The 22,041-nt window shown below is 63.2% G+C and carries 17 protein-coding genes; 5 read left to right on the forward strand and 12 right to left on the reverse strand.

Annotated elements, in window-relative coordinates:
- Window positions 1-53: 53 nt before the first annotated feature.
- Both P0D73_RS14680 and P0D73_RS14685 read right to left on the reverse strand, forming a co-directional pair.
- Window positions 54-1,535 (reverse strand): N-acyl-D-amino-acid deacylase family protein, encoded by a 1,482-nt coding sequence (locus tag P0D73_RS14680; protein WP_408178309.1) that lies wholly within the window; start codon window positions 1,533-1,535, stop codon window positions 54-56.
- A 3-nt stretch (window positions 1,536-1,538) separates the two neighbouring features.
- Window positions 1,539-2,429 (reverse strand): MurR/RpiR family transcriptional regulator, encoded by an 891-nt coding sequence (locus tag P0D73_RS14685; RefSeq protein ID WP_132376080.1) that lies wholly within the window; start codon window positions 2,427-2,429, stop codon window positions 1,539-1,541.
- A 146-nt stretch (window positions 2,430-2,575) separates the two neighbouring features.
- Between P0D73_RS14685 and P0D73_RS14690 the strand changes: the two genes are divergently transcribed.
- The gene (locus tag P0D73_RS14690; protein WP_408431776.1) at window positions 2,576-3,853 is read left to right on the forward strand and encodes an amino acid deaminase; all 1,278 of its coding nucleotides are present in this window, start codon (window positions 2,576-2,578) and stop codon (window positions 3,851-3,853) included.
- Between the two features lie 121 nt (window positions 3,854-3,974).
- On the opposite strand, the gene P0D73_RS14695 is transcribed toward P0D73_RS14690, so the two are convergent.
- Both P0D73_RS14695 and P0D73_RS14700 read right to left on the reverse strand, forming a co-directional pair.
- Entirely contained in the window at window positions 3,975-4,475 is a 501-nt protein-coding gene (locus P0D73_RS14695; protein WP_408284224.1) for a MarR family winged helix-turn-helix transcriptional regulator, read from the reverse strand.
- A 30-nt stretch (window positions 4,476-4,505) separates the two neighbouring features.
- On the reverse strand, window positions 4,506-6,101 hold the full coding sequence (locus P0D73_RS14700; protein ID WP_408284222.1) for an MDR family MFS transporter: 1,596 nt from the start codon (window positions 6,099-6,101) through the stop codon (window positions 4,506-4,508).
- A gap of 139 nt (window positions 6,102-6,240) precedes the next feature.
- Between P0D73_RS14700 and P0D73_RS14705 the strand changes: the two genes are divergently transcribed.
- On the forward strand, window positions 6,241-7,083 hold the full coding sequence (locus P0D73_RS14705) for an EcsC family protein (RefSeq protein ID WP_132376984.1): 843 nt from the start codon (window positions 6,241-6,243) through the stop codon (window positions 7,081-7,083).
- On the opposite strand, the gene P0D73_RS14710 is transcribed toward P0D73_RS14705, so the two are convergent.
- The 8 genes from P0D73_RS14710 to P0D73_RS14745 all read right to left on the reverse strand — a co-directional run bounded on the left by P0D73_RS14710 (window position 7,053) and on the right by P0D73_RS14745 (window position 18,468).
- Window positions 7,053-8,009: an alpha/beta hydrolase gene (locus P0D73_RS14710; protein WP_408431778.1), complete on the reverse strand. Its 957-nt coding sequence runs from the start codon at window positions 8,007-8,009 to the stop codon at window positions 7,053-7,055. The two genes, P0D73_RS14705 and P0D73_RS14710, sit on opposite strands and share 31 nt — an antisense overlap.
- Before the next feature lie 118 nt (window positions 8,010-8,127).
- On the reverse strand, window positions 8,128-8,562 hold the full coding sequence (locus tag P0D73_RS14715; RefSeq protein ID WP_132376085.1) for a CHRD domain-containing protein: 435 nt from the start codon (window positions 8,560-8,562) through the stop codon (window positions 8,128-8,130).
- Window positions 8,563-9,044: 482 nt separating this feature from the next.
- A complete protein-coding gene (locus P0D73_RS14720) occupies window positions 9,045-13,487 on the reverse strand; it encodes an ATP-binding protein (protein WP_408431780.1) in 4,443 nt (1,480 codons plus the stop codon).
- Window positions 13,488-13,541: 54 nt separating this feature from the next.
- Entirely contained in the window at window positions 13,542-14,288 is a 747-nt protein-coding gene (gene aqpZ, locus P0D73_RS14725; RefSeq protein WP_408431782.1) for an aquaporin Z, read from the reverse strand.
- 252 nt (window positions 14,289-14,540) lie between these two features.
- Window positions 14,541-15,185: a response regulator gene (locus P0D73_RS14730; protein WP_408178302.1), complete on the reverse strand. Its 645-nt coding sequence runs from the start codon at window positions 15,183-15,185 to the stop codon at window positions 14,541-14,543.
- A 115-nt stretch (window positions 15,186-15,300) separates the two neighbouring features.
- Window positions 15,301-15,993 carry a response regulator gene (locus tag P0D73_RS14735; protein WP_408178301.1) on the reverse strand — a complete coding sequence of 231 codons (693 nt, stop codon included), beginning with the start codon at window positions 15,991-15,993 and terminating at the stop codon, window positions 15,301-15,303.
- A 140-nt stretch (window positions 15,994-16,133) separates the two neighbouring features.
- Window positions 16,134-16,838 (reverse strand): response regulator, encoded by a 705-nt coding sequence (locus P0D73_RS14740; protein ID WP_408431861.1) that lies wholly within the window; start codon window positions 16,836-16,838, stop codon window positions 16,134-16,136.
- Between the two features lie 313 nt (window positions 16,839-17,151).
- Window positions 17,152-18,468: an MFS transporter gene (locus P0D73_RS14745; RefSeq protein ID WP_408312951.1), complete on the reverse strand. Its 1,317-nt coding sequence runs from the start codon at window positions 18,466-18,468 to the stop codon at window positions 17,152-17,154.
- 95 nt (window positions 18,469-18,563) lie between these two features.
- Here P0D73_RS14745 and P0D73_RS14750 point away from each other — a divergent pair, with 95 nt between their 5' ends.
- The 3 genes from P0D73_RS14750 (at window position 18,564) to P0D73_RS14760 (ending at window position 22,035) form a co-directional block, all read left to right on the forward strand.
- Window positions 18,564-19,451, forward strand: a complete 888-nt coding sequence (locus P0D73_RS14750; protein ID WP_408431784.1) for a LysR family transcriptional regulator — start codon at window positions 18,564-18,566, stop codon at window positions 19,449-19,451.
- Between the two features lie 485 nt (window positions 19,452-19,936).
- Window positions 19,937-20,653 carry a c-type cytochrome gene (locus P0D73_RS14755; protein WP_132376092.1) on the forward strand — a complete coding sequence of 239 codons (717 nt, stop codon included), beginning with the start codon at window positions 19,937-19,939 and terminating at the stop codon, window positions 20,651-20,653.
- Window positions 20,650-22,035: a c-type cytochrome gene (locus P0D73_RS14760; RefSeq protein WP_408178298.1), complete on the forward strand. Its 1,386-nt coding sequence runs from the start codon at window positions 20,650-20,652 to the stop codon at window positions 22,033-22,035. Before P0D73_RS14755 ends, P0D73_RS14760 begins: the two co-directional genes overlap by 4 nt.
- Window positions 22,036-22,041 lie beyond the last annotated feature (6 nt).

Here is a 22,041-nt window from a genome sequence, read left to right on the forward strand (position 1 = left end):
GAATCGCCGCGCGCGCCGCAATCAATCAATTAATCATTCAATCGGGCAAATAATCAGAACGCGCCGTGCGCGTCACCCTTCGATGCCGCGCCGCGCGCCACGAAGTGCCCGGCGCGCTCGCCCGTCACTTCGCCATTGCGATACGTCAAGACGCCGTTCACCCACACCGCGTCGATGCCGTCGGCGGCCTGCTGCGGGTTCTCGAACGTCGCCGCGTCGCGCACCTTGGCCGGGTCGAACAGCACCAGGTCGGCGTGATAGCCGATGTGCACCTCGCCGCGCTGCGCCAGACCAAAGCGACGCGCCGACAAGCTGGTCATCTTGCGCACCGCCTCTTCGAGCGGCAGCAAGCCCGCGTCGCGCGCGTAGTGGCCGAGCACACGCGGAAACGCGCCCCACAAGCGCGGATGCGGCAGCGGATCGTTCGGCAGCCCGTCTGAGCCGACCATGGTCGCGGGATGCGAGAGGATGCGCCGCACGTCCTCTTCGGACATGTTGTGATACACCGCGCCCGCCGGTTGCAGACGCTTGCCCGCTTCCTGCTGCGAGACGCCCCACTCCGCCGCGATCTCCTTCACGAGCTTGCCCGCCATCTCCGGATGCGGCTCCGACCACGTAATCGTGATGTCGATATCGCCCGTCACCTGCTTCACGTCGAGCGTCGACGAACTGCGGTTGTACGGATAGCAATCGCAACCGATCGGCTGCAGACGGCGCGCGCCTTCGAGCGAATTCAGCACTTCCTCGCTGCGTCCCCAGTTCGACGGACCCGCGCACTTCAGATGCGAAATCACCACCGGCACGTGCGCGTGACGGCCCACGCGATACGCCTCGTCCATGGCGTCGAGAATCGCGTCGAATTCGGTGCGCATGTGCGTGGTGTACAACGCGCCGGCCGCGGCGAGCGGTTCGGCCAAGGCCATCACTTCTTCGGTCGGCGCCGAAAATGCCGAGCCGTATGCGAGCCCTGAACTCAGACCCAGCGCGCCGTTGGCCAACGCTTCTTCGAGCTGTGCGCGCATGCCGTCGATTTCCTGCGGTGTCGCCGCGCGGTCGAGCCGGTCCATCTGGTTGCTGCGCAACGCCGTGTGCCCGATCAACGCGCCGACGTTCACCGCCGGCCGCGCCGCGTTCACCGCTTCGACATACGCGGCGAAGGTCGGGTACTGGAATGCGTCGCGCTCGCCGAGCAGGTTCATCGGATCGGGCGGATCGCCCTTCAGCGCAACCGGCGACGCGCTGATGCCGCAATTGCCGACGATCACCGTCGTCACGCCTTGCGTGATCTTCGGCAGCATTTGCGGCGAGCGGATCACGTGCGTGTCGTCGTGCGTGTGAACGTCGATGAAGCCCGGCGCCAGCGCGCGGCCTTCGGCCTCGATCACTTCTTCGGCAAGCCAGTTCGACAGATTGCCGATCGCGACGATGCGGCCGTCGCGAACCGCGACGTCGCGTTCGACAGGCGGCGCGCCCGTGCCGTCATACAGTTGCGCGCCGACGATCAGCGTATCAGCGGCTTCGGGATGCGAGTGCATGGATCAGTCTCCTAACGGTTGTCGATCGCCGCCGCCGCGGTGCGTGTCGAGTGCATGCTTCATGCGGCGCAGCAATTCGCGGCTCTCGTCACCCTGACTGACGGCAAGTTCGGTGACGAGCACATCGAGCGCCATCATCATCGCGTAGCGCGACGACGACGGCTTGTAAATGAAATCAGTTTCAAAGGCCACGATCGGAATCACCCAATCGGCGAGTCGCGCCAATGGCGACGCCGGCGCGGTCAGCGCGATCACGGTTGCGCCGTAGCTGCGCGCGATCTTGCAGTTCTCGACCATCTCGGGCACGCGCCCGGTGGTGGAGAGCGCGATCACCACGCATTCGCGCGACACGGTGCTCGCCACCATGCGTTGCAGCAAGCCGTCCTGATAGGTCGCCACGGGCCGCCCGAGACGCACGAGCCGGAAGCGCATCTCGTCGGCGAGCGCGGTCGAGCCGCCGCCCATGCCGAACACGTAGATCATGCGCGCGCCGCGCAAGGCGGCGGCCGCGTCGCCGAGCGGCGCCTGGCGCAGCAATTGATGGTTGTGCGCCAGCGCGGTTTGCAATTCGTCGAACACGCGGGTCGCGATCGGCTCGGGCGCGTCGTTCGGACCGCCGGCCTTCAGGAAACGCTGCCCGACGGCGGCCGCCTGCGCGAGCCGCAGTTTGAGCTCGCGCACGTCGCGGCAGCCCACCGCCTTGGCAAAGCGCGTCACGGTCGCGACGCTCACCTCCGCCTGCTGCGCGAGCGCGCCGATGCTGGCGCGCGAGGCGCCCGTCAGATCGTCGAGAATCAGCGCGGCGACCTTGCGTTCAGCCGAGCGCAATTCCGGCGCGCATTCGGCAATGCGCGCGACGATGTCGAAAGCCAGCGGTTCGGCGGTTAAGTTCATTGCAGACTGTGGGAGGCCGCGCGAAGGCTTATAACCCGCCTCCGCCCAACCGTGGTACTAAATAACATTTCTTCATCCATCGTACTTTCGGTAACATGGTAAAGTCAACTTTGATTCAATTTAACTGGACGATGGAGCAGGGAGACATGAAAGTTACAAACTATCAGGGCGCAACGATTGATCCTCATAGCAAGGGCTTGGGCATGGTTCCGGGCACCAGTATCCAACTCACGGATGCCGCGCGCCTCGAGTGGAACCTGCTGAACGAAGACGTGAGCCTGCCGGCCGCCGTGCTGTACGCGGACCGCGTGGAGCACAACCTCAAGTGGATGCAGGCATTCGTCGCGGAATACGGCGTCAAGCTCGCGCCGCACGGCAAGACCACCATGGCGCCGCAGCTGTTTCGCCGTCAGCTCGAAAACGGCGCGTGGGGCATCACGCTCGCCACCGCGCATCAGGTGCGCGCGGCTTATCACGGCGGCGTTTCGCGTGTTCTCATGGCCAACCAGCTAGTCGGCCGTCACAACATGATGATGGTTGCCGAGTTGCTGAGCGATTCGGATTTCGAATTCTTCTGCCTCGTCGATTCGGTTGAAGGCGTCGAGCAGTTGGGCGAGTTTTTCAAGTCGGTGAACAAGCAGTTGCAAGTGCTGCTCGAACTCGGCGTGCCGGGTGGGCGCACGGGCGTGCGCGACGCGGCGCAGCGCAACGCAGTGCTCGAGGCGATTGCACGCTATCCGGACACGTTGAAGCTCGCCGGCGTCGAGTTGTATGAAGGCGTGCTCAAGGAAGAACACGAAGTGCGCGAGTTTCTGCAAAGCGCGGTCGCGGTCACGCGCGAACTCGTCGAGCAAGGCCGTTTTGCGCGTACGCCGGCGGTGCTGTCGGGCGCGGGTTCGGCCTGGTACGACGTGGTCGCGGAAGAATTCGTGAAGGCGTCGGAGACCGGCAAGGTCGAGGTCGTACTGCGTCCCGGCTGCTATCTGACACACGACGTTGGCATCTATCGCAAGGCGCAGACGGAAATTTTCGCGCGCAATCCGGTCGCGAAGAAAATGGGCGAAGGGCTGCTTCCCGCGCTGCAATTGTGGGCGTATGTACAGTCGATTCCCGAACCGGATCGCGCGATCATCGGTCTCGGCAAGCGCGATTCCGCGTTCGACGCCGGCATGCCGGAACCGGCGCGCCACTATCGTCCGGGCACCGAAGCACCGCGCGATATCGCTGCGAGCGAAGGCTGGGAGATTTTCGGCTTGATGGACCAGCACGCGTATCTGCGGATTCCCGCAGGCGCTGACCTGAAAGTGGGCGACATGATCGCGTTCGACATCTCGCATCCGTGTCTGACGTTCGACAAATGGCGTCAGGTGCTGGTGGTCGATCCGGCGTATCGCGTCACGGAAGTGATTGAAACGTTCTTCTGATGGGTTTTGCGAACGGCGCGTTCTCGGGCAACGAGGCGCGCCTTTCGTGGTGTTGCGGAAGGGCGGGTTTTTCGCGCCGCTCCGACGAGGTGACTTTGTTTAACCGTGCCCGTCCGGCAGATCAAGGCTGGCGCGGCGCTTCATTGCCCACTATCTCGGATGTTTGAGCGACAGCCTCAACTGCGCTAGCCGTCGCCGCCACTTCGCTGATCCTCGCCTCAAGCATCTTCAATGCACCCGACAGCGCGTTCAGCGCGTCGTCCGGCAACACGGCTATCGTGTCATGCATAAACGCGTTGCGACGCGGCAAGCTGGCTTCCGTTGCCGACTGCCCCGCTTCGGTCAGGCGCACGTTGGTCACGCGGTTATCGCGCGTATCCATGCTGCGAGCGATCCAGCCCATACCTTCCAGCGTTTTCAGTTGCCGTGTCAACGCGCCCGGATCGACGCGCAAGCGCTCCACCAGCCGCTTCTGCGACGACTCGCCTGCCTGCTCGTGCAGCGCGAGCAGAATGCGCCAGCGCGGCAACGGATGGCCGACGTGCGCCTCGAAAGCCGACATGAACGCCCGATATGTGCGGCCGAATTGCTGCATGACGGCGACGCGGTCCTGTTCTTCCATGATCTGTCTGTAAAACGGTGAGTCGAAAAATCAGTCCGCGTGAATCACGGGTTCGAGCTTGCGCTGGAGTTTGATCGGCGGCACACGGCGGCTTTGCCAGACCGACACCACGGCGATGATCGCCGCCATGGCGAGACCCAGATGAATCGCTGACACGAGCGCTTCTCGCGCGCTCTCGAGCAGCATCGCGCCGTTGTGGCCCGCATGCGTCAACTGGCTGAGCAAAGTGGCTTGCGCATCGCGATTGATGAGAATTTGCGGGTCGCCGAGATCCGCGAACCAGTGCGACGCATGATCGTTGTCCAACGCGCTGCGCACGCCGCTCGCGTACATATGGCTGACCAGCGTGCCGGTCAGCGCCGTGCCGATCATGCCGCCGATCATCCGCAGCGACTGCAGCAGCGCTGTCGCGATACCAAGGTGTTCGCGACCGGCCGTTTGCTGCGCGAAGATCGTCAGGTTCGGCATGACGAAACCGAGCCCCAAGCCGCCGACGATCATGAACGACATCAACAGCCATTGCGGCATGGCGCGCGTCGCAACGACCACGCCGAGGCACGCCAGCGCGAGCAGCGTAAAGCCGATATACAGCATCAGATTCGGATTGCGCACGCGCGAGACGATGCGCCCATTGGCGATACTGCCGATCGTGATGAACACGACCAGCGGCGTGATGACGAGGCCCGCTTCTTTCGGCGACATGCCGAAGCCGCCCTGGAACAGCAACGGCGCGTAGAACAGCAGCGAGAACATCGAAAAGCCGCCCAGCACGGCCAGCGTGAAGAGCGCGGCGAGACTGCGGTTGCGGAACATGTCGACCGGCAGGATCGCCGTCGGGCAGCGCTTTTCCCACTGCCACAACGCGTAAGCCGACGCGACGCTCAAGATGAGCAACGCCAACGCGCTCAAGGTCACGCCATGCTTCGGCAGCAATTCGACGAACAGTTGCAGTGAGCCGAGCGCCACGGCGATCAACACGGCGCCGGGCCAATCGAGGCGCATCTTGCCTTCGTGTTCGACATGACGCAGATGCGGCAGGAAGCGCCAGACAAAGAACAGCGACAGCAGGCCGACAGGCAGATTCACATAGAAAACCGAGCGCCAGCCGTAATACTGCGTGAGGAAACCGCCGAGCGACGGTCCCACAGCGTTCGCGATACCGAACGCCGAACTCATCAGCACTTGCCAGCGCAGACGCACGACCGAGTCGGGAAACAGATCAGGAATGCAGGCGAATGCGGTGCCGACCAGCATGCCGCCGCCGATGCCTTGCAGGCCGCGCGCGAGCACGAGGAAGAGCATGTTGTTGGCCGCGCCGCACAGCACCGACGCGCCCGTGAACACGACGATCGACGCGATGACGAACGGCTTGCGCCCGTAGTAATCGCCAAGCCGGCCGAAAATCGGCACGGTGATCACCGAGGTCAGCAGATACGACGTGGCGACCCACGCGTACAGCTCGAAACCCTTGAGTTCGGCGACGATCGTGGGCAACGCGGTGCCGACCACGGTCTGGTCGAGCGCGACCAGCATCGTAACGAAGGAGATGCCGAGCATCGCCAGTAGCGATTCACGGAACGGTAAAACTTGCCCACTCGAGTGGTGGGCCGCGGTATGGACAGCCATTTTTGATGGAGCAACAGTTGACACGTCAAACGATTGGGAATCATACCACGCTGCGACGCTCTAAGCGGGACAAGCCGTCGTGGTTCGCCGCATCGGCAGTCGACTGAAGAATGGATATCACATGACGCCAGGGAGGCACATGGAGCCGAGTTCGCTCGCAACACAATCGTTATCGGACGACGACCTGAAAGCGCTGCGCCGCGCAAAACATGAACTGGAGAGCCCCGCTCTGGCGATGAAGCTGGCGAGCATCGTCGGCGCGCCGCTGGAGAAACTGCTCTCGCGCATGCCGGCGTTCGCCAACGAAAAAGTCACCGACGCGACGGAGCTGGCCTTGCGCAAGTGCCTGTCGATCGCGCTGCGCACACTGGGGCGGCAGGACGGCGCGACGCCGCTCGTGGTGCCCGACAAGCCGAGCAACTTGCTGCACAAGTTCGCCGTGGCGACTACAGGCGCGGCCGGCGGCGCATTCGGGTTGTTCGCGCTACCCGTCGAGTTGCCGGTCACGACCACGCTGATGTTCCGCTCGATCTGCGACATCGCGCGCAGCGAGGGCGAGGATCTGACGTCGATCGACACGCAGCTGCAATGTCTGACGGTGCTCGGCATGGGCGGCACGTCGAGTTCCGACGACGACGCCGACTTCGGCTACTTCATCATGCGCGGCGCGCTCGCGCAGGCGGTGTCGAAAGCGTCGTCTGAAATCGCGACCAAAGGCTTCACCGCGCACGGCTCCGCGGCCTTGCTGCGCCTGCTCAACACGATCGCCGCGCGCTTCTCCGTGCAGGTGAGCGAACAGATCGCCGCCAAATCCATCCCGGCGATCGGCGCGGTGCTCGGCGCGATGGTCAATACGGTTTTCATCGACCACTTCCAGCAGGTCGCGCACGGTCACTTCACCGTGCGTCGACTGGAACGGCAGTACGGCCAGGAAACGGTCGAAGCCGCCTATCAGGCGATCGACATCGCGCTCGACGGCTGAGCCGCGCGGCTCGTCACGCGCCGCACGAAGGCCGCGGCGCGGTCGAGCGCGCGATTTCCTTCGGGGATGAACGGCGCGAAGATCGGCCAGACGTGCGGCATCTTGTTCCACACTTCGAGTTCGCAGTCGACACCCGCCGCCCGCGCGTTGTCGGCCACGCGCCGCGAATCGTCGAGCAACACCTCGGTGCTGCCCGCCATGATGAAGAGCGGCGGCAAGCCGCGCAGGTCGGCATAAACCGGAGAAGCGTAGGGATGCGTTGCTGGCATGTCGCCGAGGTAGACCTTTCCCGCTAGGGCGATCGCCGAGCCGCTGAACATCGGATCGAGACCGTCGTTGGTGCGGATGCTGGCGCCGGTCGCGGCCAGATCGGTCCACGGCGAAAATAGCAGCCCGCCTGCCGGCATGGGATCGCCGGCGTCGCGCAACGCCACCAGCGTGGCGAGCGCAAGACCGCCGCCCGCTGAATCGCCCGAGATCACGATCGACTCCGGCGCGATGCCCCCGGCGATCAACCGACGGTACGCCGCGGTCGCGTCGTCGAGCGCCGCCGGGAAGCGATGCTCTGGCGCGAGACGGTAGTCGAGGGAAAAAACTGGCGCATAGGCGCGCGTCGCGAGACCGAACACGATCGAACGATGGGTACGCGGTGAACAGAAGTAGTAGCCGCCGCCGTGGCAATACAGCACGGTCGGTCCGGCGTTTGCGGCTGGCGCACCGTCGGCGCGCTCGATCCACTCGCCGCGCAAGGGCGCATCGTCCGCGCCGTACAACTCACGCAGACGCCAGCCGCCCGGCACTCGCGGCGACCAGACCCGCTTGGCGGTCAGCGCGCGCGCTCTTTCGACATCGATGCGTGGCTTGAGGGTCTCCGGTCGAAACTGTCTACGCAGATACCAGCACGCGAGTGCACTTTGCCAACTCATCGGGACACGCTCCTTCGATTGTGTCCTGTCATGTTACGTGCGTTCACTACTACGCCGGTGGATGGCCGCTTCTAATCTCAAAAGCGCCCGCGTCGCCGCGGTAAGGCTTTCCGGTCGCCTAGTTCGCCGGCAAAACCTGCCCGCGAATTTCACCCATCGGGTTCTGTGCGGTATGGACGTTGAAATACCACTGCCCTGCCATCAGATCCGTCACCTGCTGTTCGGTCAGCGCCGCCGAGCCTTTGATCGGGCTGGCGAGGGCACCCTTGTCGATCGGCACCTGAATCTTGGCGTTCTGGCCCACCGGCGCGGGGCCGTGGAAATGCGCGGCGGTTGCCGGGCCGCTCAAGCCTTCGTAGCTGACTGTCCATTGCAGGGATTTTGTCGACGTGTCGAACGTGGCGTCCAACATGCCGTGCCCGTGGCTCACGCGAGGCGGCACTTCGCTCGAAGGCTCGAGATCCGCCTTCAACGCCACCGTGTCCGCGAAGGCAACGCCCGACGCCAACGCCCACAGCACCACGGCAAGATTCAGTTTTCGAAGCGCAATCATGGTCTTCTCCAGACTTGATGCACCGCCGCACCGACACTCGGCCGCGCGCGAAGCCACCACATACTAGTGCAAATCCGCCGAACCTGTTTTTGCTGGGGAGCGCGAGGCCATCGCGCCTTTTTAGTCAGTCACTTTCGCGCACTGCACCGCGTTTGCGGCAACCGAAACCCGTGGCACTTTGTAGTTGTCCGTAGTGATCCCGGGCTTTTTTCCGACGCACAAACGGGCTTGCGATATCGCTCCGAAAGCACCTCGACGGCGTTTTAATCGATTTCCTCAAACAGTTAATTGCGCATTTTGTAATGAATAACCGGCAATATCCCGGTTATGCTTCTTCTCGCGAGAAGTGACTCCTTCATCGAGGGAAGTCTCCAAATCTTTAACGCGGCTTCGGCCGCGTTTTTTTTCGTCTTTTTGTCGCGCCCCCTGCTCACACAGGCGCTGTAGCGCTTTGATGCGGTCACATCTGCGAAAGCGGTTTTTTATACGAGCAACGCGGCCTGCTGTTCGATTCCGTCCAGCATGGCATTGCATTTGTCGATTAAAACCATCCCATCGTCGCGCACCCGTTCCGGCGGCTTGACCGTGATTTCGCGGCGATAGTCTTCAAGTGCCTTGAGCAGCGGTGGATATTGCAGGACGCTCGCCGCCCCCGCCACGCGATGAAGCCACTCGCGCACGCGGTCCACCTCGATCCGCTCCGTCTCCACGCGCTCGAGCAACGGCGACAAGGACAGCACATCCTCGCGAACGGACGACACGAACGAGTCGAGCAACGCCTTGACGGTCGATTCACTACCCCACAGTTGCGTCATGTGCCCGAGATCGACCGGGACGAACGGCTCGGCGCCACCATGAACATCCGGCACTGCGACTGCCGGCGTGTTGACGGCCTCCGAAGGCGCGGCTTGCCACGCGCTGTCGGTGCCGAACCAACGGCTCAGATAATCACGCAGCGTGGCGAGCCGTGTCGGCTTCACGAGGCTGTCGTCCATGCCGGCGTCGCGGCACAGATTCAGGTCTTCGGGCGCGGTGTTCGCCGTGATACCCAGAATGGGCAGGCGATAAGCGCCGCCCTGCTCGCTTTCACGAATGCGCCGCGTGAGTTCGTAACCGGACACCTTTGGCATGTGGCAATCCGTGATCAGACACCCGTAGCTCGTATGTTCCAGCGCGGCCAGCGCCTCGGCGCCATCGTTCGTGACGTCGCACGCGAAGCCGAGCAACGCGAGCTGGTGACGGATCAACTCCTGATTGACCGGATGATCTTCAGCGACGAGGATCAGCCGGCCACTGGCGATGGCCCGCTCGCGGTCCGGAGGCGAAGTGGCGCCCTCGGGCGTACGCGAGATACCTGCCAATCGCGGCGTCACCGATGGCAGCCCGGTCATCGCGGCGGCGCACGCGGCGCCGAGGCCGCGCCACGAAATGGGATTGATGCTGACGCGCACGTTGTCGTCGAGAATGCGGTAGCCCGTCGGCTTCGGCTTTTCGGTCAGACAGATGACACGCGTGCGCGGCCTGATGTCCGCGGGCAAGTCCACATCTTCATTCACGAACAGCAAATCCACGTCGGCCAGTGCGGCGCGATCGTGCAGTTCGGGTGCGTCAGGGGAAACGCGGCGCAATTCGAGGCCGAGCGCTTCGCCGAAGTGCATCAGCGCCTGGGCGATGCGCGCGTCGCCGGTTGCCACGATTCCGCGCTTGCCACGCAAGCCGTTCACGGAATAGTGCTGAGTCTCGAACGGCATGGCAAGCCGCACGGTCATGCGCGTGCCGCTACCCGGTTCGCTGTGCAACGTGAGCGAGCCGTTCATGAGGTCGATCAGCTTGCGGCAGATCGTCAAGCCAAGGCCCGTGCCGCCGAACCGGCGCGTGGTGGACGATTCCGCCTGCACGAACGGCTCGAAGAGCTTGACCTGCACCTCCGGCGCGATGCCGATGCCAGTGTCCTCGACGATCATTTCGAGCGTCTGAATGCCGTCGCTCTGCGCGACGACCGACACGCACACGTCGACCTCGCCTTGCGGTGTGAACTTGATGGCATTGCCGAGCAGATTAAAGAGAATCTGCCGCAATCGGACGCTATCGCCGCGCAGCGTGGCGGCGACGTCCGAGCCGATATCCACGCGCACTTTGAGACCCTTTTCATGGGCGCGGCCGGCCAACAGGCCGACAGCGTTGTCCACCAGGTCACGTATGTCGATGGATTCGGCCTCGATGGTCAGCCGACCCGCTTCGATTTTCGAATAGTCGAGCAAGTCATCGAGAATCTGCAGCAACGCGCCGGCCGACTCGTGGATCATGCCCAGCATTTCGCCTTGGTCCGCGTTGAGCGGCGTGCGCTCCAACACTTCCACGAGACCGAGCACGCCATTCATTGGCGTGCGGATTTCATGGCTCATCATGGCGAAGAAGTCGTCTTTGGCGCGCGAGGCCGCTTCGGCCAGGTCACGCGCGCGCGCAAGCTCGTCGGAGCGCGCGTGCTCCACGCTGGCGTCCACCCAGTAGCCGCTCCAGACGACGCTGCCATCCGATTCGCGATGCGGTACCAATTCGGCACGCGCCCACTTGATGTCCTCATCGCCTGCGAAACGGAACTCCATGTCCACCGGCGTTTCGCAGTGCGCCGAGCGCTCGAGTTCAGCCAGCACGAACGCCCTATCCTCTTCGCACACGCGCTGGAAATCAACGTGATCGCTGCTGCTCTGCGAACCGTCTCGCACGCCCAGCAGATGACGCGTGTCGCCGCCGATATACGGAAACGAATACACGCCATCCGCAGTGCGGCGCAGTTGAAACACCACCGCCGGCAGCGATCGCGTCACGTCGAAGAGGCGCCGCTCGGTTTCGCGCGCGAGCATTTCGGCGCGCCGGATATCGGTGATATCGACCACCGTGCCGAGCACGCAAACGGGCTGACCGTCACTGCCGCGGCAGATGCGGGTCCAGAAAAGACCATGCCGCACATTGCCCGCGCTGCGCTCGAACTGCAACTCCACCTCCGCAGTCTCGCCGCCGTTCAGCATCTCGCGTGTAATGTCGTCCAGGATGCGGCTATTGGCCTCGCCCCATGTCCGCACTTCGATGGTGCTTCGTCCGATGATCGCCTCGCGGCCCAACCCGCAGGCTTGCTCATAGGCCTCGTTGACGGCGATATACCGGCCATCGAGGTCCTTGGCGACGAGCGGATAGGGCACCGTCTTCATCAAGGTTTCCTGGAAGTTCAGTTGCAGTTCCAGTTCACGCTCGGTTTTCTTGCGCAACCTGACTTCCCGCTGCAGCAACAGATAGGCGCGCAAGGTGATCAACAGCGCGACGCCGATGCCGATCAGCACCGGCAGCAGACGCACCGCGGTCACGCTCCACATGCCCGACTCCGGCGCGTTGCCGGTGACCCATTTCTGCCGGATGCGCTGCTTTTCCGCGGGCGGCATAGCCAGCAGCGCACGGTCGATCAGCCCAGCGAGCGGGCTCAGGTCGGGGCGTACAGCGAAGTCGAGCGCGTCGGAGTCGCCCACCGTGCCGAGGATCTTGAGGACGCCGTCGTACCGTTGCTTGAGCAGGATATCCACGGCGGCCACGTTGCCCACCAGAACGTCCGCCTCGCCGGACTCCACCATCCTGAGCGCGTCGTCGAGACTGGGCGCGACCACGACGTGGTCCGCCGGAATTCGCTGGAATGCGAGCGTGACCGAACCGGCGACATGCGACGAAACGACGATGCGGCGCGACGCGAAATCGTTCAGCGAGCGAGCGGCCGGTTCGTCCTCACGCCCGACGATCACCAGCGGATAGCTCTCGTATGCGCTGGTATGCCGCGCCTTCGTGAGGCGTGGATCGTGACTGGAAGCTGTGGCGAGAATTGCCAGTTCGCCGCGCTGGAAAGCTTCGATCGTGGCAGGCCAATCGGCGGTTTGGGCGCGGTTGAAGACGACGCCTAGAGTGCGGCTCAGATACGTCAGATAATCGGCGGCGATGCCCGCAGGTCGGCCGGAGTTGTCGACGTAGCTGAAGGGCGGCCAGCGATTATCGAAACCAACCTGCAATGGTGGCAGCGAACGAAGCCAGGCCTGCTCTTGCGGCGTCAGCGCGAGACTCGGCGCGGCGGGCACAGGCTTCGCGTCGAAGTTGCCGGATAGCCAGCGCATGCGAATCGCCACTTCGTCGGCCGGGTTCATCGACGCGAGCGCCTGGTCGAGCTGGTCCCGCAATGCAGTCTGTTTGCGGGGCACCGCGAAGCGCAAATTGGAGGTTTTGCTGTTCTCCTCGAAGGCCACTCGCAAGCCGCGAAACTCGTCGGTGGACAATGCATATTGCACGACAGCAGTGGAGCCGAGATAAACATCGGCGTCGCCCTGAATAACTGCGGCGAGTGCGGCGTGCGTCGCGGTGAACGTGGTGATCTGGGCGTGTGGGAAGCGTTCGCGTGTCACACGCTCGAGCGCAAAACCTTTCTCCAGCGCGATACGCGCTCCCGCCAACTGGGCGGGACTTCCATAACTGTTACTGTCCCGGCGTACCACGACAGACGTGGAAGAGCGGAAATAAGGCGCGGTGAAACTCAAGCACCGCTCGCGCTCGGGCGTGCGGGCAAAGCTCATCAGCAGATCGACATTTCCGGCGCATGCTGCGACAAGCAGTTGCGGCAGGTCCGGGAACGCCTTGGCTTCGATGACGACGTTCGGCCCGACGAGGGCGCGCAGATAGTCGACACTCATGCCGGTGAGCTGTCCGTCTTGCAGAGCGTCGAACGGCAGCCAACTGTTGGCGAGCACGCCGACGGTCAGTTTCGCGGGGAAACTGGCAACAACCTCAGTGTTCGAGCGATTGTCGAACGATTGAGCAAACGCTGTTGTTTGTGCGGCGAAAAATAAGAGCCCTGCGAGCAGACCCAGCGAGAGGCGTTCAAGCGCACGCCTCATTGCAACGCCTGGCATGAAATTGACGGCAGACACGGTAATGGCACCCGGCGACGCTCAGGCAACTTCGCCACGCCCGCCGGCGAGCGTCGCGGCAGCGTGGTCGGCCTTGCCGTGCAGAAACGAGAACAGCGCACCGGCCATGACCCCGCCTGACAGAGGCGCAGCCCAGAACAACCACAGCTGGTCCAGCGCCCAATCGCCGACGAGCAATGCCTGGGCCGTGGAGCGGGCGGGATTCACCGAACCATTGGTAACCGGAATCGACACGAGATAGACCAGCACCAGACAGGCGCCGACGACCAGCGGCGCGATCGACGCCATGTCTTGCCGGCGGGCGATCAGCAGGCTGGCCATGACGAAGCCGAAGGACAGCACGAACTCGATGGCCAGCGCTGAATGCATCTGATAGTCGGCAGGAGAATGGTCGCCGAAGCCATTTGCCGCGAACTCGCTCGCGCCAAGATCGAACCCGGGACGGCCGCCCGCCACGTAAAGGAGTAGCGCAGCGGCCACGATCGCGCCGAGAATCTGCGAGGCAATGTAGGGAAGCAGATCCCTGACCGGAAAACGTTGCGCGACAGTGAAGCCCACTGTGACAGCGGGATTGAAATGACCGCCGGACACGCCGCCGAAACAGTAAGTGGCCGTGGCGAGCGCGAGACCGAACGCCAACGCCACCTCCAGCACGCCACCTGCCTGCTGGACCGCACCGACGTTCAACACAATGCTGCCGCAGCCGACGAACACCAGCCACGCCGTTCCAACACCCTCGACCAACAACCGCTTAACTAACGCATCCATGCCGCCTCCTGATTCTGCTCCCAGGCAGACGGCATCGCACGATTGCCATCAGACATCTGCCTGAATTCTCTCGGCCCGGGAATCGCTCAGCTTGACGAAATGATCGATTTCGTCAGGAGAGTACGGAATAAAGCCGTAGTGAATTCAGAACTATGAGACGCCAACGTCCCGCAACCAATCAGAAGACTCCTAAATTTCTGGTTCGCCAAGATCATCCGCGCGACGGCGCAATGCAATATTGCTCGCCAGTTGTCAGGCCAATCCGATCTGCCGCGCATAGCCGATCAGGTCAGCTTCCGTTTCCAGCCCGAGCTTGCGCATCGCACTACGTTTCTGGGTACTGATGGTCTTGCCGCTGCGCTGCAAGCGTACCGCGATTTCATGGACGGCAAGGCCTTGCACATAAAGCTGAAAGACTTCCCACTCGCGCGCGCTCAGCATGCCGGCGCGCAACTGCAACGGCGTGTCGGCCGCCTCCATCGCGACACGCGCGTGTTGCGACAGATAGACGCGCCCGGCAAACGCTGCCTCGATCGCATCGATCAACGCCGTGACGGTCTCGCGTTTATCGACGATGCCGCCCACGCCGATATGCAGAAGACCGGACAGCATGTGAGCGTGGCAGATCATGGTGAGGACGACGACGCAAGGACGCGACTGGCCCCGCAACAGACGGCGCAGAAACGACACCGCGTTGCTGCCGCCATGAATGCCCGGCATGTTGATATCGGAAACGACGACGTCGCACGCGCAGGCGTCGAGTAATTCCGCCAGTCCGTGAGTGTCGGCCGCCTCGCCGACACATTCGATGTGCGGCGCGGCTTGCAACACGCGCTTGACGCCGACGCGAACGCAGTCGTGATCGTCTGCGATGATGACGCGGATCTTCTGTCTCATTTTCTATTGTCTTATCGATTGGTATGCCCTGCACAGGATGTGCGTCCCCGGGCGATGCCAATACATCTTCTATTCGTCGCGCGACGGCGCGACACGTGGCCGACTTATCGCCGGCTCATTGTCGCTTCGGCACGCGCTCCTCAGGAATCACACCGTACTCGACGGCGAAGCGAAACAGTTCCGCGTCGCTGTGCAGGGCCAGCTTGCGCATAGCCGTGCACTTCTGCGCGCTGATCGTTTTGACGCTGCGTTCCAGACGCGCGGCGATCTCGGTCACGCCATACCCTGACGCATATTGGGTGAACACTTCGAGTTCGCGGCGCGAGAGAATCTTCCGGACGTAATCGAGCCGCTGGGTCGCCGATGCGTCGGCGATCAATGCGCGCACGGCCGGCCCGACATAGCACTCGCGTGCCAGCGCCGTGATGACGGCCACATGGATCAGGTCGATCCGGTCCCGCTTGCTCACCAGTCCCTCGACGCCGAGCGAAATGACCTTTTGAAGTTCGGCCGCCTCGGTTTCCATGGTGAGCACGACGAGCGCGATGTCGGGGTAGCGCGTCTTGAACTGCCTGACGACTTCCAGTCCGCTGCCATCCGAACCGCCCGGCATGTAGAGGTCCATGAGCACGAGGTCGCATGAACCGCGATCGACTTCTGCGAAGAGTTCGGTGGCGTCGGCTGCACGGCCGACGATCTCCATATTCGGATAGCCGCTTATCAGGTTTTCGATTGCCAGCAGCACCAGTGGATGATCGTCCGCGATGATCGCGCGAACGGGTGTGCTTACCTCAGCGGTGTCGCGCATCTTCTACTTCTCCTCCGTACCTTGAATGATTGCCGCCCTCTTTCGTCAACCCTGCTCCTATCACGATGATTAAATATTTTCGCGAGAATAAACATAAGATCGGTCCGAAACAACCTCAGTCAATTCAAAAAGTAAATTGCTTAGATATGCGATTCAAAATTAAGAATCCCATAAGCGCGCACATAAGAGAAAAGACCGGGATCGTTGGTGACACCGAGTTTGGCCATCGCTTCGCGTTTTTGCCGCGTGACCGTGCGACGATCGCAGCCGAGCACCGCAGCAATGTCCGATATCGACTGGCCACTTACCAGCAGCCTGACGACTGCGGCCTGTTTGCCCGTTAAACGTGGCGCCGGCGGTTGTTCGCACTCGGGATCCTGTGGTTGCGCCAGCGCTTCGATGATGGAACGGCCGAGGTAGGTTTCTCCGTGCCGAGCTGCGAGAATCGCTTGCCAGAGCTCGTCCATCGACTCCGCCTTGCCGACCATGCTCACGGCGCCGTCCGACACTATCGCGCGAAGAATCGCGGCGTTTGCCAGAGTTGTCATCACCACGACGCGCAATTGCGGCCAGCCGGTTCGGATTCGTCGCACGAGATTCAGGCCGTCGTCGATGGCGAATGAGTGTTCCGGCATCGCGAGATCGGTGACGAGCACATCGCAGGGCGTGCTCCGCAGGCGTTCTATTAGCGAAAAGGGATTCGTCGCCTCGTCGACGACAGTCACGCCGGCATGCATTTCCAGTGCGGCGCGGATGCCAAGGATAACGAAGGGATGATCGTCCGCCAGGATAATTCGAAGATTCACTGGGATTGTCTCTCGTTTGTTGTAGGAGTGAATGCGCATACGCAGAAAAATCTGAACCACTCTGCGCATGCTTTAACGGCCCCTCGGCAACGCTCAATGTGCCAAGGCGCCCATAAAATCACCGCCACAACTTCACGAAAATCGGAGCGCTCCGAATCCTGCAGAGAAACTAATAGTCCATTGCGGATTGATTAGAAATAGAAAACATAATTACGCGGAATGGATATTTTCGAGTTTCTCGAGCGGCGCATTTTCGGCGGAAACTCAACGACTCGACCATTCATCGCAGAAGTTTCGGCACGGCGCGCCGTATCGCCCGCAGCATCGTCGACAACGGGCACCGTGATCCATATCAAGTTGCATCGCAAGCGCGCGCCGCGCTCACCTTGCCCTCACGCGCGGCACGAGGAAACACCGGCAACGCGATCAATGCGCACACGCTGGCCACGGCCCACACCATCGGCCACGAACCGACCGACAACAGCGGCGGAATCGCCAGCGGCGTCAGGAACAGCGTAAGAAACACACAGGTGTTGCCGATCGCCAGCGCGGTGCCCGCGCGGCTCGTCCCTGCCAGCGTGGCGAGTTCCGTGAAGGCCACGCCGTGCCATGCCGACGCGCTCACGCCGCCCACCACGACCGTCAGCGCGAATACCGCGGTCATCGCCGCGTGATGCATGCCGACGAGGCCCGTCAGCAACGCGAGCGATGCGAACAGCACCGCGGTCAGCAGACTACAGGCGCGCATGTAAGCCCGGCGATTGCCGCGCCGGTCAGTCCAACCGCCGCTCCAGACCCGCGCGATCGCGGCACCCGTTTGCACCGCGGCCATGGTCACGCTGATCGCCAGCACGCCGGCGCGGCTGAAATCGTGAAGAAACACCGTGCCGAACGTCACAACGGCGAGTTGTGGCACGCACAGCGCGCCGGCGCCGAGCGCCACGCGCCAGATGCCGATGTCGCGCAACGGTGAGACCTTGGCGGGCACGCCGCTCGCAGCCGCCGTGTCGCGCACCTCACGCGCGCCGTCCGCCTCGATATGGGAAGGTTCGTGCAACCAGCGCCACGCGAACACCGCGGTGATCGCGCACGCTAGCGCCAGCACGGTATAGGCGCTCGCAAAGCCGAAACGCGACGCGAGCACCGGCAGCAGCAATGCGCCAAGGCCGCCGCCCGCGGGCACCGCGGTCTGGCGAATACTCATGGCCAGGCCGCGCTCACCCTCACGAAACCAGGCCATCACCGCGCGGCCGCTCGATCCGTTGACGCTGCCGCCGAGCAGTCCGACCAGCAACAGGCCGAGCGCGAGCATCGTCACGCTCGGGACATGCGCACCGGACGGCACGACGAACAGCGCCAGACCAGCCAGCGCGGCCGCGGTCGAAAGCAGTCCGAGCAGCAAGACGCGCCGGTCGCCCCAGCGGTCGGTCAGCAACCCCCACGGCAATTCGCTGACCGCGATGCCGAGGCCGAGCATGCCAAGCACGAGGCCTAGCCCGTCATTGCCCAGGTGATAGCCGGAGCGCAAGAACACCGCCGTCGTCGGAATCCCCGAGAACGCCGCCGAAAAACTCGCGTTGGCGGCGAACCCGACTCCCAACACCTTCCACCGATGACTCGCCGTTCGGCCGCCGGATAACCCTAAGCCCGCAATTGATTCGCCTCCCATGACACCCTCCGCAAAGAATTTGGGGGTATCCTACGGCGGAGGCTTCCATCGGAAAAGCCGGAAAAGCAGATGACTTCCATCGGATATACCGAATCATGAGCCAACGCGGATTTGACCTGACGCAGTTGCGGACCTTCGTCGCCGTCGCCGAATCGGGCAGCGTCTCGGCGGGCGCCGAGCGCGTGTTCCTGTCGCAGTCCTCGGTCAGCGAACAGTTAAAGAAGCTCGAGGAGCGCGCCGGCCAGCCGCTTTTCGTGCGCAGCAAGCAGGGCGTGAGCGCCACGCCCGCCGGCAGCCGGCTGCTCGAGCACGCGCGGCGCATCATCGCGATGAGCGAAGCCGCGTTCGAAGACCTGCAAGGGCGCTCGCTCGACGGCGAGTTGCGCATCGCTATCACGGACTACTACCGCCCGCACGACATCGCGCGCATTCTCAAGACGTTCTCGGAACAGCACCCACGTCTGAAGCTGCACGTCACCGTGCTGCCGAGCGCGGTGATCGACAGCAATGCGGGCGACGATGCGTCGTTCGACATCGGTCTCTCGCTGCGGCTCGTCACGGACAACACGCGCGCCGCGAGCCGGCGCACCGGCGCGCAAAGCACGGTTGTGCGCCGCGAGAAACTGCTGTGGGTCAGCGCGGCCGATTCAAGTCCACGGCCGGCCACGCCCTATCCACTCGTATTGCTGCCGTCGAGCTGCCAGTTGCAGCGTTTCGTCGTGAAGCTGCTGGACGAGCACAAGGTACCGTATGTGGTGTCGCACTCCGCTTCCGGCGTAGCCGGCCTGCAACTCGCGCTGAAGGCCGGGCTCGGTATTTCCTGCCTGAACGAATCGTCGATTGGCGGCGGTGTCGTGGCCTGTCCCGCAAGCGTCGGTTTGCCCGCGTTGCCCGCCGTGGAATTTCATCTCTTGCCTGGGCGAATCGGCGAAACCGAACTTGTCAGCAACGCTCGCACGGCCTTGATGCGGCTCTTCAGTTGACTCATGGAAGATGGGCTCACGCCGTCTCATGGAAGCCCGAGGCTGATCATCAAAAGATCACATTCGCGCGATAGCGTCGACACGCGAGACGATTCGCAATGGAAATGTTGAAAGCCCCCTGGTCGACGCCTATCATGATCAGGTGTCCCGTCGAATGAGCTTGTGTTTGCTATTGACGCGTCGACTAATTTCCTGCAACCTCGTAGACGCTGCTGAACGTTTCAAGCGTCAATTCCCGCAGCCCGAAACCGCCACCCGCCGGCGCATTCAGGCCGATCATTGTTTTAGCAAAGCAATCGCATCGCCGTAGCGAATCATCACTCGCCATCCAGAATAAGTCCGTTTCGATTTGCTGTTCTTGCAGTCGTTACACAAGAAAAACCGGCAGAGTTGACATGCGTCATCCGTCGGCTTCATAAGCGAATCCACCTGAGAATGCGCGAGAGATAATCGAGAACAAAGAACGTTCCCAATCGAGGCCTGGCGTGCATCGTCGAACTATCGGATCGTCGGTTCTGTTTGTGCTTTACGTCATGTGGAGCGGTGCGGCGCTTGCCGCCACCGAGGCGTCCGGCGCCATGCCCTCGGCCATGGACGAGCGCGTGCGCGCTTGCACCTCATGTCATGGCGTGCAGGGCCAGGGCCTGAACAACGATTACTTTCCGCGGATTGCGGGCAAACCGGCCGACTACCTGTTCAATCAGTTGACCGCGTTCCGCGACGGCGGCCGCACCTATCCGCCGATGGGTTACCTCCTCGCCTTCCTGCCCGACGACTATCTGCGCAAGATCAGCCAGTATTTCGCCGATCTGCAACCGCCCTACCCCAACGCCGATCAAAGCAACGTCGCACCCGCCGTGCTCGCCGCCGGACAGCGCCTCGTCACACAGGGCGACCCGGCCCGCAAGATACCGGCGTGCATCGCGTGCCACGGTGCGCGGATGACCGGCACGCAGCCGGGCATTCCCGGCCTGCTCGGTCTGCACGCGAGTTATATCGCCGGGCAGATGGGCACCTGGCGCTCGGGCACGCGGCACGCGCTCGCGCCGGACTGCATGCACTCGATCGCGGTCAAGCTGACCGACAAGGACATCACCGCGGTATCGAGCTGGCTCGCGCGCCAACCACGTCCGGCCGATCCGCGGCCCGCGCCGGCGTCCACGGAGCGGCTGCCTCTCGCCTGCGGGAGCCAACCGCAATGAAGCCGACACTTCGCACTTTGGGCTACTTCCGCGCAGTGCGCGCCGCTTTGATCCTCACGATGAAGCGCCTTCGCGTGCCGGCGTCGCTCGTATCCAGTCTGTTGATTGGCGGCCTGATCGTGGCCGGCAGCGCCGCGCTTCTGCACGCATCGCCCACGCCGCTGCTGATCGCCGAAGCACGCGCCGCTGAAACCAGCACGGCGTCCGCGCCGGGCGCCGACACGCGCCCCGACATCGTCAAACGCGGCGAGTATCTGGCGCGCGCCGGCGACTGCGTTGCTTGTCACACGGCGCCGCGCGGCAAACTGTTCGCCGGCGGTCTCGCGATGGAAACGCCGTTCGGCACGCTGTATTCGCCGAACATCACACCGGACGCCCAGTACGGCATCGGCACCTGGAGTCAGGAGGCGTTCTTCAACATGATGCGCACCGGCCGCACGCCGGACGGCACACTGATCTACCCTGCGATGCCGATCGCGCAATACACGAAGGTCACGCGCGAAGACTCGGATGCGATCTTCGCCTATCTGAAGACGGTCGCACCGGTACGTGAGCCGAATCACAAACACACGCTGCGCTTCCCGTTCAACCAGCGCAAGCTGCTGTACGGCTGGCGCACGCTGTATTTCCGCGAGGGCGAGTTCCAACCCGATCCGACCAAATCGGTCGAATGGAACCGCGGCGCATATCTGGTCGAAGGGCTCGGGCACTGCACCATGTGCCACACCAAGATCAACATGCTCGGCGGCTCGTCGCAGAGCGAGCAGTTCGCGGGCGGCCTGATTCCGGTGCAGAACTGGTACGCGCCGTCGCTGACCTCGGACAAGGACGGCGGCCTCGGCGACTGGAGCATCAAGGACATCGTCGATCTGCTGCAAGCGGGCATTTCCGATCGCGGCGCCGTGTACGGTCCGATGGCCGAGGTCACGTATCACAGCCTCCAGTACATGACGGAAGAAGACGTCAAGGCAATGGCCGTCTATCTGAAGACCTTGCCGGACAAGAGCGGCCGCAAGTCCGGGCCGTCTGCGCCGACCAACACCAACGTGTTCGCGCTCGGCGAAAAAATCTACGCCGACAAGTGCGCGCTCTGCCACGGCGCGAAGGGCGAAGGAAAGTTGCAGCATTACCCGCCGCTCGCGGGCAACCAGTCGATCGAAATGGACTCCGCGGTCAACCCGATCCGCATCGTGCTCAACGGCGGATTTCCGCCGGGCACCATGCGCAATCCGGAACCGTACGGCATGCCGCCTTTCGGCCAGGAACTGAACGACACCGACGCCGCTGCCGTGGTCACCTATATCCGCACTGCGTGGGGTAATCACGGCCAGCCCGTGACATCCCGCGAGGTCAACGAGTTGCGCAAGGCGCCGCTGCACTGAAGCGCC

Origin of the sequence: Paraburkholderia sp. RL18-101-BIB-B, from assembly GCF_046026985.1 — a bacterium.
In the GTDB taxonomy this organism is placed as follows: domain Bacteria; phylum Pseudomonadota; class Gammaproteobacteria; order Burkholderiales; family Burkholderiaceae; genus Paraburkholderia.